This is a genomic window from Methylophaga muralis, from assembly GCF_001720165.1.
Taxonomy (GTDB): domain Bacteria; phylum Pseudomonadota; class Gammaproteobacteria; order Nitrosococcales; family Methylophagaceae; genus Methylophaga; species Methylophaga muralis.
The window spans coordinates 16729-35034 of sequence record NZ_MCRI01000026.1 but is presented as its reverse complement, the minus strand read 5'-3'; the positions used below and the strand labels follow the sequence as shown (position 1 = coordinate 35034).

The window sequence follows — 18306 nt, the reverse complement described above, 5'->3', positions numbered from 1 at the left end:
CTTAGCGGAAAATGTTCCCTTGTAAGCCTCAGAAAAATCCTAAATCCCTTTGTTTACAATGGCTTATAGTCTAAATTTATAGCGTTTATTTCTTAATAATTTCAATTAAAGACATCAAATGGTGTAAAAAGTGTTAACTGTGTCACATATTTGCGCAGTAAAAGTTTAATAAATGTTAACTGCGTCACAAAAAAGTAATAAAAAGTGGCAGTAAGAGTACTTTGTCAAAACGTTTATAAATCGTTTAAACGATTATATTTACATGAATTACCTGTTTTACAGATTAATGTCCGTTCAGTATCGTGACGACTATCAACGAACAAAATTTCTCGATATTTAACTTAAGGCTTAATCAGATGAACACAGTCACTCAAATGGCAGATATTGGTATTGTCGGGCTTGCAGTAATGGGGCAAAACCTCGCATTAAACATTCATGATAAAGGCTTTAAAGTTGCAGTATATAATCGGACAGCCAGTAAGGTAGATGAGTTCATGCAAGGTCCAGCAAAGGATAGTCAGATTATTGCCTGTCATGACTTAAAAACATTTGCCGATTCTCTGCAAAAACCACGCAGAGTAATGTTGATGGTTAAGGCAGGAGAGGTTGTTGATAGCTTTATCCAGCAACTTTTACCTTATCTGGAAAAAGGCGACATCATTATCGATGGTGGCAACTCATTGTTTAATGACAGTGATCGGCGAACTCATGAACTGCACAAACAAGGCATTTTGTTTATAGGCAGCGGTGTATCCGGTGGTGAAGAAGGTGCTCGTCATGGACCTTCGTTAATGCCCGGCGGAAACAAGGCTGCCTGGCCGGCAGTAAAAGAGATCTTTCAATCCATCTCTGCTCAGGTAGACGGTGAACCGTGTTGTGACTGGGTCGGAAACGATGGAGCTGGTCACTATGTGAAGATGGTGCATAACGGCATTGAATATGGCGATATGCAGCTGATTTGTGAGGCATATCAAATGATGCGTGAAGGCATGGGTATGTCGGGCGACGAGATCCAGCAAGTATTTGCAGAGTGGAATGAAGGCGTTTTAGATTCTTACCTGATTGAAATCACTCGTGACATTCTGAGTGTAAAAGAACCTGATGGCAGTTTGTTGATCGATCACATCCTGGACACAGCTGGTCAAAAGGGCACTGGTAAATGGACTGGGATGAATGCCCTGGATTTGGGTACACCACTTACTTTGATTGGCGAAGCAGTATTTGCCCGCTGTTTGTCGGCGTTGAAAGATGAACGGGTAACGGCATCACAGGTATTACCAGCTAAAGCAGCACCTTTTAGTGGTGATAAACGCGAAATGATTGATGCCATTCGTGACGCTTTATATGCATCAAAAATTATTTCCTATGCGCAGGGTTACATGTTGATGCGTGAAGCGGCAGCAACCTATGGTTGGGAACTGAATTATGGCGGCATTGCTATGATGTGGCGTGGCGGCTGTATTATTCGCAGCCAGTTCTTATCGAAAATCCGTGATGCGTTTGAACGTAATCCAAAGTTGCAAAACTTGTTGCTGGACGAGTTCTTTATCGATGCCATTACCGAAGCATTGCCAGGCTGGAGAAAAGCAGTCGTTCAAGCTATCGAAATCGGTGTGCCGGTGCCGACGTTCAGCAGTGCATTGTCATTTTATGATGGCTATCGCAGTAAACGCCTGCCAGCAAACCTGTTACAGGCCCAACGCGATTATTTTGGTGCTCATACCTACGAGCGTCTCGATAAACCAAGAGGAGAGTTTTTCCATACTAATTGGACAGGCCGCGGTGGAAAGGTTTCGGCTAGCAATTACGACGTTTAAAGTTATCTGATATCCCAGCGATATGATCTTCTTTCATATCGCTGGGGTGATATTCAATGTTGAGTGTATGGATAAGGTCAAACTTTAAAGCGATAACCTACGCCTTGCACGGTTTCAATAAATCTTGGCTGAATAGTTTCTTCACCGAGTTTGTGACGAAGCTGACGCACCAAAACACGCAGATAATGCGTTTCATCAACAAAACTCTCGCCCCAGATGGTTTGAGTCAGATAACGATGCGTCAGAATATGCCCGGGCTGCTCTGTAAGTAACCGAAGCAACTCAAATTCTTTGCGTGATAAATGGATCAGTTGATTATCTAGTTTGACCTGATATTCGGCGAGATCGATATACAGTCCATTTACCTCGCGCTTACTGCTTGTAGCCACTGTGTTGTCATTTATCCTCAGTAATGCTCTAACACGGGCCATCAGCTCACTGATGCCAAATGGTTTAGTGACATAATCATTGGCACCGGCGTCCAGGGCCTGCACTTTTTCTTCTTCGCTGGATCGAACCGATAGCACAATAATTGGGATTTGAGACCACTTCCGTAGGGCTTTAATTACATCCTGGCCATCCATATCTGGCAACCCTAGATCCAGAATAAGTAAATCAATCTGCTGCTCAACTAACATGGCTAAACCTTGTTCACCCAACCTGGTTTCAAGCACCTGATAATCATGTGCTTCAAGACTGATTCTTAAAAATTTCTTAATCTGGGCTTCGTCTTCAATAAGTAATATGGTTGCCATAGGTGAATGCTTAATAGGTAACAGTGTTCAAAGGTGTGATTGGCAGCTTGACCCGCATCATTGTGCCTTGACCTGAGGGACTGTCCAACGCCATAACCCGACCATCATGGGCTTCCACCATGCCGCGACAAATTGCCAGTCCCATGCCTGTTCCGGGTGTGTTGGATGCATGGCGATCTCCTTGAGCTAGACTGTAAAACATATCAAACACTTTTTCTTTTTCAGATTCAGGTATACCAGGACCATTATCAATGATGTCCAGCGTGATCCATTCGCTATCATGATGCACATTCAAACTTATTTTCAGTTCGGTAGCATGATGTTGAATGGCGTTATCCAGCAGATTAAAAATAGCTTGTTCGATAAGCAGTCCCTGCACATAGAGCATCGGGGTATCTTCGGCTAATTTGAGCTTTAGCTCGACATTATCTAATTGATGCCCGAAACGGCTTATCGCACCATTAATCAGATCATCAATATCTATCCATTGTCTATTTAGATTGAGCTTTCCCTGACTCAAACGCGTCATATCCAGTAGATTTTGAATGTGACGATCTAGCCGGTGCGCTTCGTCTTCAATGGTCTGTAGCAATAATTGCTGATCATTGATTGATAATTGCGGGGAGTATTCGCGTAAAGATGAACTTGCACCAATAATCGAAGAGAGTGGTGTACGTAAATCGTGCGACACAGATGACAGTAATGTGGCTCTTAGTTGTTCAGTTTCTGCGATTAGTTTGGTTTGTGCTAATTCATCCACCAGATTTGTCCGTTGTAAAACCACAGCGGTAAGTTGGCAGAAAGTTTGAATTGCAGCGATTTGCTTGTCATTGATCCGTTCATTAATCGCCACCAGACCAAGCTGCTTGCCATCCCAACTCAAGGGAAAAAATAACCAGCCTTTATGCCAAAACTCTGTTTTTAACGCTTTGGAAAACATATGTTTAAACAGCTCTTCACCAGGATGACCGCTGGTAAATTGTGTTGAGTGCAAAATCAATTGCGAATCCTGTAGGGTGGCAATTTCCACGTGACCATCGTTAGATAAAACACGGTGTAAAGCCTGCTTTAGAATTTCGATAGAAGATTCCGTGTTGGTCGCCGACGATAACGTTTGGCTGAATTCATAAAAATGCGATAGACGGTTTAATGCTATTTCTTGCTTTGCTATCGCTTCACGCATTTGCGTAGCTAAATGCGCTGTCATCAGTGCCACCATCAGAAAGATAATCAGCGTGGCGACATCTACTTTATGCAGCATATTAAAACTGTAATAAGGTTCGGTGAAAAAGTAATTGAAACTCAAAAAACTTAATAAGCTGCTTAACAACGCGGGACCAATACTGGTTTTTGCAGATACCAGCAACACACCTGCCAGAAACAATAACAAAAGACTGGTATAGGGCAGATAGCGATTGAGCACTTGAGCAAACAGTACGACGACTATGATCAACCCAATGGCCAGCAGATACGGTTTGATAGAAGTGTTGGTTGGTAAATAACGCATAGCTGCTTCGCTTTTGGTTAATAGATTTGATGTCAGTTTTAACAATATTTCGTTATTAAAAAAGTAAAATTTTTATAAAATTTTTATCTTTTTTTTAGCTGACTTTGAACCGCATGAGCCGAATAATCCACCCAAGATAAATGTTTTGGATGGATAACGTGATGCCGTGTTTTAGTTCTGGGTATGAAAAGCATAAGTTACAGCGTATTTATCAGCGGGCATATCTGATTAAGGCGGCTGTCTAATGCATTGGCGCCCCATTATTCGACTGTTTGGCTTGTTACTGATGTTTTACAGCCTCAGTTTTTTGCCATCTTTAGTTGTGTCTTGGATCTATAACGATGCACAGTGGATAACCTTTATCGGTTCCAGTCTGATCGTTTTTTTGGTTGGATTGACTTTTTGGTTAGGTAATTACTATCAACGGCAAGAGCTATCTGTACGCGATGGTTTTTTGGTGGTCACGTTATTCTGGTTTTTACTTGGATTGGTGGGTGCGTTACCGTTTTATCTAAGTTTGCACCTTGATTTCACCGATGCTGTGTTTGAATCAATTTCCGGCTTCACCACTACTGGTGCGACCGTCATCGTTGGTTTGGATCAGTTACCACAATCCATTCTCTATCACCGCCAGCAAATCCAATGGTTGGGCGGCATGGGCATTATCGTTTTGGCTGTTGCGATTCTGCCTTTATTGGGAGTAGGTGGGATGCAGTTGTATCGCGCGGAAACCTCAGGGGTGGCTAAAAATGAAAAATTAACCCCGCGTATCGCCGAAACGGCACGATCTTTATGGATTATTTATGTGTTGCTCACGGTAAGTTGTGCATTAGCTTACTGGTTCGCAGGTATGAGTTTGTTTGATGCGATTGGGCATGCCTTTACCACCGTGGCAACAGGTGGCTTTTCCACTCATGATGATAGCATCGGTTATTTCAATAGCCCTTTGATTGAAGCAATTGCCATCGTATTTATGTTGGCCGGAGGGATCAATTTTGCGGTGCATTTTCTGGTGTTGAGACATAGATTAATGTCTCCTTACGCAGAAGATCCTGAAGTGCGAACCTTCGGTTTGTTATTTGTCTTCGCCAGTGTATTTATCGCGATCAGCCTGTATTTTTCTGGCGCTTATGCCGGGGGATGGGAAGCTTTTCGTTATGCTGCATTCCAGGTCGCTTCCATTATGACTAGTACCGGATTTGGTACCGCTGTTTTTGCAGAGTGGCCATTACATATCCCGTTAATTTTGGTCATTTTGTCATTTATCGGTGGCTGCGCCGGATCCACTTCTGGTGGCATCAAAGTTATGCGAGTGATGTTGTTAGCGAAACTGGGTTTACGACAACTTGAGTTATTGGTGCATCCGCGAGCGGTATCAGTGGTCAAGTTGGGCAAGCGGCCGGTATCTGAGACAGTATTGTTTGCGATTTGGGGCTTCTATGTACTTTATATTGTCACAGCATTACTGCTTACCGTAGCCATGATGGCTGCGGGTTTGGATTTGGTTTCAGCATTTGGGGCGGTGGTCGCAACGATCAATTTATTGGGACCGGGTTTAGGAGAGGTGGCGTCGAATTTTGCCACTGTTGATGCTACGGTGAAATGGCTGGGGATATTTGCCATGCTGGTCGGTCGCCTGGAAGTATTCACCTTATTAATCTTATTTCTGCCAGCCTATTGGCGTAACTAACAAAGAGGTTTAGCAGATGAAAATAATTATTTTAGGTGCGGGACAAGTAGGCGGTTCAACGGCTGAAAGTTTGGCCAATGAAGGTAATGATGTGACGGTCATTGATCAAAACCCTGCATTGCTGGAGCGCCTTCAAGAGCATCTGGATATTCGTACAGTAGTTGGACATGCTGCTCATCCAAGTACATTGCTAAAGGCTGGTATTAAAGATACCGATATGCTGATAGCGGTGACGCATAATGATGAGATCAATATGATTGCCTGTCAGATTGCCAGCTCATTGTTTAATACGCCAAAAAAACTGGCGCGTATTCGAGCCACAGATTATCTGGCTTATCCGGCGTTATTTGCCCTGGATGCCGTGCCAATTGATGTCATTATCAGCCCAGAACAACTAGTCACTGATTACATTACTCATCTAATAGAACAACCTGAAGTTCTGCAGGTATTGACCTTTTTCGGCGACCGCGCGCGCTTGGTCGCTGTCAAAGTCGATGCTGAAAGCATTATGGATGGTAAAGCTATCCATGACTTACTCGACATATTGCCCAAAGTACAAATGCGTATCGCCGCTATCTTTCGTAATGAGAGTGCGATTCCACCGGGAGGAAAAATTACTCTCCAAGCAGATGATGAAGTTTTTTTTCTGGCCGAAAAACATCAAATCAGTGAGCTGGTAAAAGTATTCAAAAAAGATTATCAGCCATATCAACGTATTTTTATTGCCGGCGGAGGGCAGATCGGCAAACAACTGGCACAGCGATTGGAAAAATCACATAACGTTAAAATTATTGAACATAATGAAACTCGTGCACGGATTATTGCTGAAGATCTGCATAAAACGCTCGTATTGCATGGTGATGTCGGCGATGCCAATCTGCTTAAAGAAGAAAACATTCATAAAACCGATGTGTTCTGTGCAGTCACCAATGATGATGAAGCCAATATACTTTCAGCGATGCTCGCCAAGCGTTTGGGGGCGCGTAAAACCTTCTCAATTATCAGTAAAGCCAGCCATGTTGAGCTGGTAGAAGGCACCAGTATTGATATCGCAGTATCACCAGCACAAATCACCATTGGTACCTTGTTGGCCCATATTCGCCGTGGGGATGTCATCACTGTGCATTCCTTAAGACAGGGAGCTGCAGAAGCCATTGAGATTGTGGCGCACGGCGATAAACAGACGTCTAAAGTAGTCGGTAGAACCCTGGCAGAATTGAAGTTGCCTAAAAGTGCTACTGTCGGGGCAATCTTACGTAAAGACAAGATTTTGTTTGCCGAAAAAAATATCGTAATTGAAACCGGTGATCACCTTGTAATCTTTCTGACAGAACAGCAGGATGTCGATGATGTTGAAAAACTTTTTCAAGTGGGATTTGAGTTTCTGTAAATCAATTTTTACGGTTTACAAAAAATGAATGGACGACTTAGTTAATACGTTTATCGAAAAGTAAAAATGCATTAAGTTCAGTTTCCCAACAACAATGATGATCAGCACCGGGAACAATTTTTATCAAAGTGTTGGGGGATGCGTTATCAATAAAACGTTTCACTATGCGGGCGGGCATGATCTGATCTTTCTCTCCGATAAGATGCAGTTGTGGGATTTGTGCTATCTGCTGTTGAACATCCAGTGGATTGAGAGAACCGCTTAATGGACTCAAACCAAGTTGCGTCGTCCAGGTGTGATGATCCAGATTGCCAGCTATCGTGATTAGTTCGGAAACATCATCTCGATATGCAGCAAGTAAGCTCGCAACAGCGCCACCACCCGAGTAACCAACTAGCCTGAGTGTGGATGTTCCAGTAGCTATTTTAAGTTTATCCAATGCAATGCTTTCGGCCTCAATCACTTCTGGCGCAAACCGGTGTGATGTCCAGTATTTTTGACGGCAATTCGCATTTTTCTCGATAAGATACTGACACGGTCGGGCAAGATAGGCGATGGCCGTATTGGTTCGAGCCTGCAGAGCAAGATTGAGACTGACCGGGTTGATGGGAGTTGGGTCAAATGAGGGTTTTGAGCGGGATAACCAGGCGAGTCCATCACCTTCAATAAATACGGTTAGTGATTCACCTGAGGGTTGAACTTCTGGAAGTAATGATAATAATCTGAAGTCACCCGCATCAATTTCCAGTGCTTTCCAGCCATACATTTCGGCTTTATGTAAAGCCGAATTAGTCCTGTCAGAGCCCGATGGAACAGTGGAACAAGCGTTTAAAAGCAAAACGATGATTCCAAACAGAATCATCGTTTTGCTTTTGTGCATGACTATTAGAAATTCCAATTAAATTTCGCGCTTGCCGTTTTGTTGTCGTAACCTTCTTTAAATTCTGCTGATAAACCTGCTGTGACCGTTAAGTTTTCTGTCACTGCACCAACAACACCAACACCTACATGACCACCCCAGGGTTTTTGCTTGATTCCATCAGTACGGAAACTGGCAGTGGGCGCACCAGCAAATGCCGCATTTATACGGGAATCATCGTTAATCAAATCGTAATCCACACCACCGTTGATATACACACTGGCATTTTCGGCAATATCTTTTGACAATTTACCATCGATCGATAATACAAATGCTTCAGACTCGTTGCTGTCCACATCAAGGTTTAACAAGCCTGCACCTTTTTCTCGGTATGATTCGTCACGTATATGAGTGTAGTCTGCACGAAGAGATGGTGTAAAAGTCACTTTTTCGGAAAGGGCAATGGGATGCGCCGCACCGGCTCCGATATGTGAGCTCCAGCTGTCGAAATCAGCTCTGGCAATCGAATTTGTAAAAGCGATTTGACGTTTACCCTGATTATCGTGGCGGCCAATATCTGCCTGGAAAAACACATTGGTTCCAGTATTCAAATATTTATTGCCATAGAAAGATAAACGATAAGTATCAACATCTACAGAATGTCTCGCGACGCGTGAATTGCCATCGACATCGCTGCGAGCATAAGAAAGGGCAACACCAAGGCGAATGTCATTGGCAAACTCTCTATCAAGGCCAGCAACAATCCCGTAGGTATTAGCATCATAGCCGGAGATGCCTTGTTTATCATCTTGGCTGGCCCAGGATGCAAAAGGTTTAAACCAGAAGTTTTTATCAACTTCAAACAAATCCCCAGATGAAGCGCCAAGCTGTCTTGATTCGACAATATTATTGATTTCGTTTAACGATGTTTTCAAAGCCTGAGTGTAATTTGATTGAAGCAACGGAAGGGTTTGCGTAGCTGCATCGGAAAGACTTTGTTGATTGGTTATCCCGCCAAACAAATTAGCCAGATTGGGATTTTCATCAATAATTTTGGCTGCGCCAAGTGCATTGGAATTATTTAAACCCAGGACTGACTCGGTGACTAAATTGCCTGATAAAGCACCGATACGGAGCAATGCCCAGCGAATGACCCCACCACCATAGAGCACATCACCACTTTGTGCTTCCCCCCAGAAAGTCACTTTGGTGAAGGTGCCGCTATCATCAATGGCACCGATGAAGGTAGTTTTCCCGTCGATGAAACCGGGGTTATCTGCAGAGGAACTGGCCGAACCAACAAGTATAGGCGTGCCATCATCGAAACTTATATACAGCGCTGTGGGATAACAGCATGTAGCCCAATCACCTAATTCAACAGCAAAGGCATTTACTGCATTGTTAAAAGTAAATGACATGCCTGACGCTGAAAGTGTGCCGGGTGTATTGGTACCCAATGTGGCTGCGGTCATTTGAATGCCAAAGCCATCGTTATCAGCAACACTGGAATTTAAGAAATATTGGTTAACATTTCGATTAGTAGGTGTAGTGATAGTAAATGCAGAGCGTGCCCAAGTATCTGTACCACCGACTAAGCCCGTTAGTTTGTCCGTACTAACACTGCCGCCCGCCCCAGTGACGCGATTATCAAAAGTTGTTCGGCCCGTTGAAAGGTCATAATAAAAAACATCCGTTTCGGCAATAGCAGCAGATGCATAAGCGATAGTCATCGCACTAAGTAGATAATTTAATTTAAAACGCTGCATATTCCCCCCGAGGACTTCTTAAATTGGCCGAAATAAAATGAAATGAGTCAGAAAACGGCGAACTATAATCACATCTGTTTTTCCGAGACAATCGTTATATCGGCTTTTTATAAAACTTAATTAGTGATGAATGAAAATTTTTATTAGGAGGGGTAAAAGAAAAATATAATCCCATGTTTTTTATATGGATATTATGCCTATAAAGGCAATTCATAATGCTATTTTTGTAATTAACCAGCCTGAACTTTTCCATGTGAATTAGTACTATTTTTTAGCTACACGTGAAATTTGCGGTAAACAGCTCTTGCCCTTTCACATGTTGTTCTACAAACGCATTTAATGACCCATAACAACGTAAGCAGGTAAATAATCCTTAATCAAAAAGATTGTCTTTGACTTTTTAACAAACAAATTTGTTGAATGGTAAATGATATGATATATCATATATTTTATGTGACGAATCGAAGGCCAATATGTCAAATCAAAATCAGCGGGCAGTTGCTGCAACGATAGATTTATCAAATAGTGAGTCCCCAATTTGGGATGATCATCAGGCAGCCTTTTATCTTAAGGGAATTGAGCAGTCTGATTACGCTGAAAAAGTGGGGGCAAGTCTGCTTGAGGTAATTGGAACCCAAACTAATCTGCTTGATATTGGCGCTGGTGTCGGTACCGTCAGTCGCCGGATTATTGCTGACAATGCGCTGTGGACTGCAATAGAACCTAACCATTTTTTAGCCAGTTATTTAACCAGCCATGCGGCGAAATGGTCTTATCAGCTCAGCGTGATGCAATCCAGCTGGCAACGATTAACAGCAAATGAAATAAAACCTCACAAGACCTCTCTGGCGGCTAATACCAGTGGCCCGGTCTATGACACAAAATCGTTCTGGCATTGGCAGCGAAACTACACCAAGGATTTGATGATCTGGATAGTGCCAGCCCAGGATGGTCCGCGGGGTAAATGTTTAAGCGGCTTTTTATCCCCAGAACTTCACGGCGAAGCGGTGGGTTCAAGTTTAGAGACGATTGTTGATGAACTTGATGAGTCAATGCAGCCGCATCAAATCCTCACAGTGGATTGGACCTTTCGCCAGGACTTTTCGACACATGAGGAAGCAGATCAGTATTTTCAACACAATTTTAATGCCACTGCTGACCCTGAAAAAGCACAAGCAATAGCCAATTATTTAACGCTTCATCTTCAACAAGAAGGGGAGCAGTTTTTTGCGTCAGCGGCAAAAAAGAGTGCTGTGCTTATCTGGAAATTTAATTAAGGAACCTAAATGAAAGTGAAACGTCTAGCCCCGGTTTATTATGCTTCAATGACTATGATGATATTACATAGTCCATTAGTAGAGGCGCAGCAAGAAGCCTCTGTGATGAATCTGGATGAAATGATTGTGACTACATCAGGTCGCAGCGAAACACTTAATAAAGTCACCACCACCATTCAGGTCATTTCAGAAGACAAGATAAGACGTTCATCAGCACGTTCGGTAACTGACTTATTAGCAGAAAATGCAGTGGGATTTTTCAGTGAATGGACACCGGCTCAAACCTCTATCAATATTCGTGGCGGTGCAACCGATGGACAGGGCCGTGACTTTCGCAGTCAAACCCTAGTTTTAGTGAATGGTCGCCGTGCTGGTACAGCCAATATTTCCAAACTCAGCTTAGGTGATGTATCCCGTATTGAGATTATAAGAGGCCCTGCCTCTGTAGCTTATGGCAGTCAGGCAATGGGCGGGGTAATAAATATTATTACTCGTAATGGCAGTAATACAACGGGTAGCAGTATTAATCTCTCCGGTGGCTCATGGTCATTAAAACAGGGCCATGCTCACACCGCCTATCAAGGTGAAAACGCTGATTTCTATTTTGGCTTAGGTGCCAGTGAACGTGATGATTACGATTCGGGCAGGGGCAGTAAGGAAACCATGCATAACACAGCGTGGGAAAGACGCAGCGCCTTAGTGGCCGCTGGTCTGGATGTAAATGATTTTCATCGTTTTGACCTGACGCTGCGTACGGATGGAATTTACAACGCTGGATTCAGAGGCTCAAGCTGGTCACCGGAAGGTGATGAGGATCGCAAGAACCACTCAATTGATTTTATCTATGACGGACAAAACCCTACAGGTGATCTGGCCTGGAATGCACATGCCTATATTGTCAGGGATGTGGATCATTTTAATTGGGAGAACCGCACATTCCTCAAACTGGATAATGAACGTGTATTGGATATTTATGGCCTGCGATTGCTGACGGAGTGGAATGCCACTCAAACAACAGAAGTCAGAATAGGCGCAGATCTGGAATACAGTGAACTGCGAAATGATCGGCTGAATACATTAAGAAGCAATGGCCAAACCGTTAGAGCAGCACCTTACGATAATGATCAGGATGAACGTGTCGGCGCACTATGGGGCGAAGTTATTCAAACGGTGTTTAATGATCGGCTGACGCTCAGAGCCGGTGGTCGTTATACCGATGGTAAAACGACGCTGCAACCGACCAAAGGGCTGGATCTGATAAAGAGTTCAGAAAACTATGAAGAATTTACCCATAGTTTTGGGGCTGCTTATAGGCTTACTGATCAGGTAAAACTCAGAACCGGTTATGCAACAGGTTTCCGGGCACCGACCGCCACTGAACTGGCCGCTGATTTTGAGACATTTGGGGGCTCGCAAATTATTGGTAATCCTAATCTGGATAATGAAACCAATCAACAGCTTGAAGTTGGCCTGTCATTTTCCAATAATTGGTTGTTCAGCGATATTGCGGTTTTTGATAATCGTATCAGTGATCGTATTACTTCCCGTCCTACAGCAGATGGGCGCAGTACCTATGAAAATAATGCCGATGAAATTGAACTGAAAGGCATTGATTTGCAGCTGGAAGCCAACCTGTCTTCCTTGTTGCAGACTGATATGAACTGGCGGGTTTTTGCCAACGGCAGTTACCATTTTCATATGCGTGACAAGGGTACCCCCGACACGCTAAATACCGACCGCATCCAACGTATTTACAAATATCAGGCCGGTATCGGTACGGTAGTAAGTCAGAATAAATGGGAGTTGAATCTCACCGGCATATTAAGAGGCCCGGTCTGGTATGACACAGAAGAACGATTGCTGAGTCCACTCGCCGAGTCCTCGCGTGATTATGTACATAAAAAATCAGCCTTCTGGGTATGGAATCTTCGTGGCAGCTATCAGCTCAGCAACAATCTGCAATTATTTGCCGGTATTAATAATCTGCTGGATAAAAATGAGCACCCATTATTTATCGCATTGAATAAAACACCCTATATTTCAGACCCTGCTTTTTCCAGTGGTGGCCGCGGCAACAGCATGCCAGGACGGGAACTGTATGCCGGTTTGAAGCTGGACTTTTAGGGTGCTGATGCAGCCAAACAAAAATTCTGCAGGCGCTACATTTGATGGTAGCCGTCGCCAGTATCTTAAAGCCGGGATATTGGCGATGGCGTTTATACCTTTAACGGCTAACAGTAATACACATTCTCTTTCACCAATAACGGTCACTGATGCATTGGGACGGCAGGTCAGACTTGATCGACCACCACAGCGTATCGTTTCGATTTTTGCCAGTAACACCGAACTAATTCATGCGCTAGGGGCAACCAATCGGATTGTGGGCATTGAAGATTTCACCCGTTTTCCACCGGATATACGAGAGGGACGAACCATTATCGGAGGACGCCTTGGTTTTTCAGTTGAAGCCATCGCCCGGTTAGAGCCCGATTTAATTGTGATGACACCGGCCCGGCAAGCGGTGAATACCTTGCTTAAACCCATGGAAACTATTGGTGTGCCGGTTTTGGTGCTTTTACATCGTGATTTGCAAGAAATCTTCAGCAACCTGAGTTTGCTCGGCCGGGTGCTGGGCAATGAAAAACATGCGGATCAGGTCGTTGCACAATTACAGCGTCGGTTAACCATGATCGACAGGCAACTGGAGGGTGTTCAACGTCCGAGAGTGTATTTTGAAACCGGCCAGAATGATCGCGGTAATTTTACAACGATCCGCAAAGGCCACTACACCTACGACGCGTTATTACAGGCAGGGGCAGAATCGATATTTGCTGATCTTGATAATATCAATCAGGTCAGCGGCGAAGCCATCATTGCCGCCAACCCCGATGTTATTTTGGTTGCCCGTAATGAGGGCAGTGTAGACAGTATTAAGAAACGTCCCGGCTGGCAGAATATCCAAGCGATTCGTGATGATCGGGTTTTTATGGTGCCCCGTGAGTTATTTTTAATCCCGGGCCCTCGAATCATTGATGGTGTGAAGTATCTGGCACCGTTACTGCACCCCCAAATATTTTCCGACAGGGCAAGCGTTTAATGGCCGTGCAAGTTTTACAACCCGTGTCACCAATCAGCACCCGTTTTCCAGCAATGGCCATCAGTATCGGCGTTGTAGTGTGTTTTGTTTTTTCTGCATGGTTAGGTTCTGAATTACTTAGTCCGATTGAACTTTGGCAAACGCTTAGTAATCCCGACTCGGTGATGCGAACACTGATTTTGGAATGGCGTATCCCACGTGTTTTAACAGCATTCTGTGTTGGCGCTTGTCTGGGAATGGCGGGGGTGATTTTTCAGGGCGTGTTTCGTAATCCGCTTGCCGAGCCACATCTGTTAGGCAGTGCCAGTGGTGCCTCGGTTGGCGCTGCCATTGCTTTGATGTTACCGATGTTATTACCGGGGCCGTTTTTATTACCGTTATTAGCTTTTGCCGGAGCCTGGTTAACCACGCTGCTGGTGGTCAGTCTGGCCCGATTAGCGAGAGTTGAAAGTGGTTTTGGTTTGATATTGGCGGGTGTGGCAATTGCTGCATTACTAACGGCGATTCGTGGTTTGATCATGCTGACATTGTCTGACGATGCAGTCAGTTTACAAGTGATTGTGAGCTGGACATTGGGCGCTATTCAAACACCAACCTGGCAGGAATTCTTTGTATTTATGTTGCTGACCGTGGCTGGATTTATCTGCTGTCTGCGGCTGGCCAGAGGCTTGGATATTCTTGGTTTGGGTTCTGATGCGGCAAAAAGCATGGGACTTGATGTTTCAAAATTTATGCATCGAGCGGTATTGGTGGCGGCGGCAGTGACTGCTTTAGCGGTGGTATGGGGAGGTCTGATTGGTTTTATTGGGCTGGTTATTCCACATATGATGCGCTGGTGGTTGGGACCACGTCATCATCGACTGATGATCTTCAGTGCGCTGGGTTCCGGTGCTGCTCTAATGGTATTTGATGGCATCGCCCGTTCAATAATGCCGCCCGCCGAAATCCCTCTGGGTCTGCTAACCGCGTTGTTAGGTGCACCATTCTTTTTATTTATCCTGATTCGGGAAGCACGTCGATGAGTGAATTTACGATTCAAGCAGAAAACATAAAAGTCAAAGCAGGACAAAAGATCTTGTTGCACAATATCAATCTCGCTATACCCACAAGCCAATTCGTGGCGTTGGTTGGGCCCAATGGCGCTGGAAAATCGACTTTGCTTAAACTGCTTTCGGGCTTAAACAGACCGGAAAAAGGTGATATCAAACTTGCTGGTCGTTTGCTTAAAAAAATGACCTCAGCGGAAATTGCCGAGCAGCTTTCTTATCTGCCACAACGTTCTGAAATTTATTGGGATTATCGAGTCAGCGATATTCTTGAGTTGCATGCCGATTCAAGTAGTTTTGCAGCTGCTTTTCTGCAGGAGTTTGATATTGAAAACCTGCTGGATCGTCAATTCAAAACGTTGTCAGGTGGAGAGCAGGCAAGAGTATTGCTGGCGGCATCATTAATTTCACATCCCGCTATTTTGCTTGCAGATGAACCTGCTGCGGCGCTAGATGTTGCTCATCAATTACAGCTGTTAAAGCGCATCAAGGATCGTACTGCCGAGGGACTAACAGCGATTGTGGTGATGCATGATCTGAATCTTGCGACACGTTTTGCTGATCGTATTGTTGTTTTGAATAACGGTGAGATCCAATTAGATGACGCTACACAAAGTGTCATTATGTCGCCGGCACTGGATCTGCATTTTGATGTGTATTTTCAACGCTTAACGATGGATTTGCAGACCATATTGATCCCGCATTTTCATTCTGAGAAGCCAGCAAGGGAAAATACTCTGTTAAAAGCAGTTTAACTATCCAGTTAAATCCCGTCGCTTGGAAACTACTGAACTGAAAAAGATTATCGTCTGGTCGTACGGTGAAGAAGCAAAATTATACCCACGGCCATGCGTTTTATGAGGATTAAAAAAGTTAATGAAAGATATAAAAAAGCTATTTCGTAACCTCGAACAAAATTTAAGGCAATCCAGTTGGTTTGACGATGGTTGGGATATTTATAACCGGGGGCCTTATCTCCAGCTTTATAAAGAGAACTGGTATAACCAGAACCAGGGCGGCGTCCATTTTGAAACCTATATCGAAGCGCCTCAGCTGCAAAAAAAAGAATTCCCTGTTCATATGCATGCAGAAGAAGACTGCCCACAACAGCAGCGCTTTATTGAAGCATTTCTAGCGCTGGAGGCAGACCGAATAAAAAATTGGAAGGGCTATAGCGTGATTGGTGAGGGCTATAACATCTGTTCGCGAACACTGCCCCTTAATTTCAAAAATCTAGAGTTACGTCTTTTCGAAGAGTTCAACAGGCTACGGCAGCTCGAAGCGAGTATCGATGCAGCATTAAATAAAGTTGCGTGATAAATCATGAAAACACCAAAGAGCCCCTGTATTGATATCTGTGAATTCGTCGGACCCAACGGGTGGTGTACCGGGTGTGGTCGAACACGCGAAGAATGCCAGCAATGGAAAAAGCTGAAACCTTACAGCAAAAATTTGCTGCAAAACTCCCTTAAAAAAAGGATGAGTCAAATGAAGGTTGATAAAAAGTAAGGGACTTTGCCTTAGGCAAATCTGTTATTTTTGATAGATTTGATATATCGTATCAACATTACCAAAGAGACATGCCATGATTGAAACACTGGAAAAATCGGCTATTGGAACTTCTTTGGATCTCAAAGAAGTTCTTGCAACGTTGCCCTGGAACACCCAGGGATTAATCAATGCGATTGCCCAGCAACATGACACCGGCGAGGTATTGATGCTGGCCTGGATGAATCAGGAGGCATTGCTTGAAACTATCGACACTGGCAAAGCCTGTTATTGGTCGCGCTCCCGACAATGTTTATGGCGGAAAGGTGAAACATCAGCCATCAACAACTCGTCAAGTCGATCCGATTGGATTGCGATGGCGATGCGGTGCTGTTGTTGGTCGAGCAAACTGGAGCCGCTTGTCATACCGGAAGAATGAGCTGTTTTTACAATCAGATTATTGATGATCGCGTGATTGTCATCAGCGAACCGATTAACGAATAACAACAGTATTTTTATTGAGGGAAGACCTATGAGCAAAACCAAGACCAAAACAAGAAAAAAACAAAAAACAAACCCCAAGCCAAAGCTAAAACTCAAGCCAAAACCCAAGTCCAAATCCCGGTAACTATACTGACTGGTTATCTTGGCAGCGGTAAGACCACTTTGATCAACCATATCTTGAGCGTTCAGCACGGCCATCGTATTGCTGTCATTGAGAATGAGTTTGGTGAAGAGGGCATTGATAATGAACTGTTGGTTCAGGATCGCGATGAACAGATCATTGAAATGAACAATGGTTGCATCTGCTGTACAGTGCGTGGCGATCTTATCCGCATTCTCAACGAACTGGCAGCTAAAAAGGCCGATGGTCGGGTAAAGTTTGACAGAGTCATCATTGAAACCACTGGCCTCGCTGATCCTGCCCCAGTGGCTCAAACATTTTTTGTCGATGATGATATTAGGCAGAATTTTATATTGGATGCCATCGTCACCACAGTCGATGCCAAACATGCTCCGGAACAACTTGATAAACATCATGAAGCTCAGGAGCAGGTGGGTTTTGCTGATCGGATTTTGGTCACCAAATCTGATTTAGTCAGCCCAGAAGAATTAGAGGAACTGCATAGACGGCTGCGGAAGATCAATCCTAAAGCCGGTATCCGTGAGGCCATTCATGGTGAAACCAATATTGACAATATTCTGGATATTAAAGGCTTTAATCTGGATGCGATTCTGGAAATTGAACCAGACTTTCTGGATGAAGATGCGCATGCGCACACGCATGATGATCATATTGCTTCATTTGTCTTTTCAGAACAGCGTGCATTAGACCCGGATCGACTGGAAGAAGTACTGGCCGTTGTTGTCGAAAAATTTGGTACCCAGTTATTGCGTTACAAAGGCGTATTAAATGTCGATGGAATGCCGCACCGCATTATTGTGCAAGGTGTACATATGTTGGTAGGTAGTGCTGCTGGCAGCGCCTGGGGTAAAAACGAAACCCGACAAAGTAAATTTGTATTTATCGGCCATGATTTGCCGAAAGATATAATTTTGGAAGGTTTAATGTCTTGCGTGGTTGAATAAACATTTGAAAAAAAACCACCAAGC

General features: G+C 44.0%; 15 protein-coding genes and 1 pseudogene. 12 read left to right on the top strand and 4 right to left on the bottom strand.

The window, feature by feature from the left end:
• Positions 1-356 precede the first annotated feature (356 nt).
• Positions 357-1817 (top strand): decarboxylating NADP(+)-dependent phosphogluconate dehydrogenase, encoded by a 1461-nt coding sequence (gene gnd / locus A9E74_RS10280; RefSeq protein WP_084003038.1) that lies wholly within the window; start codon positions 357-359, stop codon positions 1815-1817.
• Between the two features lie 77 nt (positions 1818-1894).
• Here gnd and A9E74_RS10275 read toward each other — a convergent pair whose 3' ends face one another.
• Both A9E74_RS10275 and A9E74_RS10270 read right to left on the bottom strand, forming a co-directional pair.
• On the bottom strand, positions 1895-2572 hold the full coding sequence (locus tag A9E74_RS10275) for a response regulator (protein WP_069296533.1): 678 nt from the start codon (positions 2570-2572) through the stop codon (positions 1895-1897).
• Between the two features lie 10 nt (positions 2573-2582).
• Entirely contained in the window at positions 2583-4079 is a 1497-nt protein-coding gene (locus A9E74_RS10270) for a sensor histidine kinase (protein WP_069296538.1), read from the bottom strand.
• A gap of 244 nt (positions 4080-4323) precedes the next feature.
• On the opposite strand from A9E74_RS10270, the gene A9E74_RS10265 reads away from it, so the two are divergent.
• Together A9E74_RS10265 and trkA are read left to right on the top strand one after the other, a co-directional pair.
• Positions 4324-5769, top strand: coding sequence for a TrkH family potassium uptake protein (locus tag A9E74_RS10265; RefSeq protein ID WP_069296532.1), 1446 nt, complete (start codon positions 4324-4326; stop codon positions 5767-5769).
• A 16-nt stretch (positions 5770-5785) separates the two neighbouring features.
• Entirely contained in the window at positions 5786-7159 is a 1374-nt protein-coding gene (gene trkA / locus A9E74_RS10260) for a Trk system potassium transporter TrkA (RefSeq protein WP_069296531.1), read from the top strand.
• 37 nt (positions 7160-7196) lie between these two features.
• On the opposite strand, the gene A9E74_RS10255 is transcribed toward trkA, so the two are convergent.
• A complete protein-coding gene (locus A9E74_RS10255) occupies positions 7197-8039 on the bottom strand; it encodes an alpha/beta hydrolase (protein ID WP_141696798.1) in 843 nt (280 codons plus the stop codon).
• A 5-nt stretch (positions 8040-8044) separates the two neighbouring features.
• On the bottom strand, positions 8045-9784 hold the full coding sequence (locus A9E74_RS10250; RefSeq protein WP_069296530.1) for an autotransporter family protein: 1740 nt from the start codon (positions 9782-9784) through the stop codon (positions 8045-8047).
• 473 nt (positions 9785-10257) lie between these two features.
• On the opposite strand from A9E74_RS10250, the gene A9E74_RS10245 reads away from it, so the two are divergent.
• The 9 genes and pseudogenes from A9E74_RS10245 (at position 10258) to A9E74_RS10210 (ending at position 18282) form a co-directional block, all read left to right on the top strand.
• Positions 10258-11061, top strand: a complete 804-nt coding sequence (locus tag A9E74_RS10245; RefSeq protein WP_069296529.1) for a hypothetical protein — start codon at positions 10258-10260, stop codon at positions 11059-11061.
• Positions 11062-11070: 9 nt separating this feature from the next.
• Positions 11071-13185, top strand: coding sequence for a TonB-dependent receptor (locus tag A9E74_RS10240; RefSeq protein WP_069296528.1), 2115 nt, complete (start codon positions 11071-11073; stop codon positions 13183-13185).
• A gap of 7 nt (positions 13186-13192) precedes the next feature.
• Positions 13193-14158 carry an ABC transporter substrate-binding protein gene (locus A9E74_RS10235; RefSeq protein ID WP_084003039.1) on the top strand — a complete coding sequence of 322 codons (966 nt, stop codon included), beginning with the start codon at positions 13193-13195 and terminating at the stop codon, positions 14156-14158.
• Complete coding sequence (locus tag A9E74_RS10230; protein WP_084003037.1) at positions 14158-15180, top strand: FecCD family ABC transporter permease; 1023 nt, start codon at positions 14158-14160, stop codon at positions 15178-15180. Before A9E74_RS10235 ends, A9E74_RS10230 begins: the two co-directional genes overlap by 1 nt.
• The gene (locus A9E74_RS10225; RefSeq protein WP_069296527.1) at positions 15177-15959 is read left to right on the top strand and encodes an ABC transporter ATP-binding protein; all 783 of its coding nucleotides are present in this window, start codon (positions 15177-15179) and stop codon (positions 15957-15959) included. Before A9E74_RS10230 ends, A9E74_RS10225 begins: the two co-directional genes overlap by 4 nt.
• A 121-nt stretch (positions 15960-16080) precedes the next feature.
• Positions 16081-16521: a hypothetical protein gene (locus tag A9E74_RS10220; protein WP_069296526.1), complete on the top strand. Its 441-nt coding sequence runs from the start codon at positions 16081-16083 to the stop codon at positions 16519-16521.
• Between the two features lie 6 nt (positions 16522-16527).
• A complete protein-coding gene (locus tag A9E74_RS14075; RefSeq protein ID WP_084003036.1) occupies positions 16528-16713 on the top strand; it encodes a DUF1289 domain-containing protein in 186 nt (61 codons plus the stop codon).
• Between the two features lie 76 nt (positions 16714-16789).
• Positions 16790-17196 (top strand): annotated as a pseudogene (gene hisI / locus A9E74_RS10215) (phosphoribosyl-AMP cyclohydrolase).
• A gap of 114 nt (positions 17197-17310) precedes the next feature.
• Positions 17311-18282: a CobW family GTP-binding protein gene (locus A9E74_RS10210; RefSeq protein ID WP_069296525.1), complete on the top strand. Its 972-nt coding sequence runs from the start codon at positions 17311-17313 to the stop codon at positions 18280-18282.
• Positions 18283-18306 lie beyond the last annotated feature (24 nt).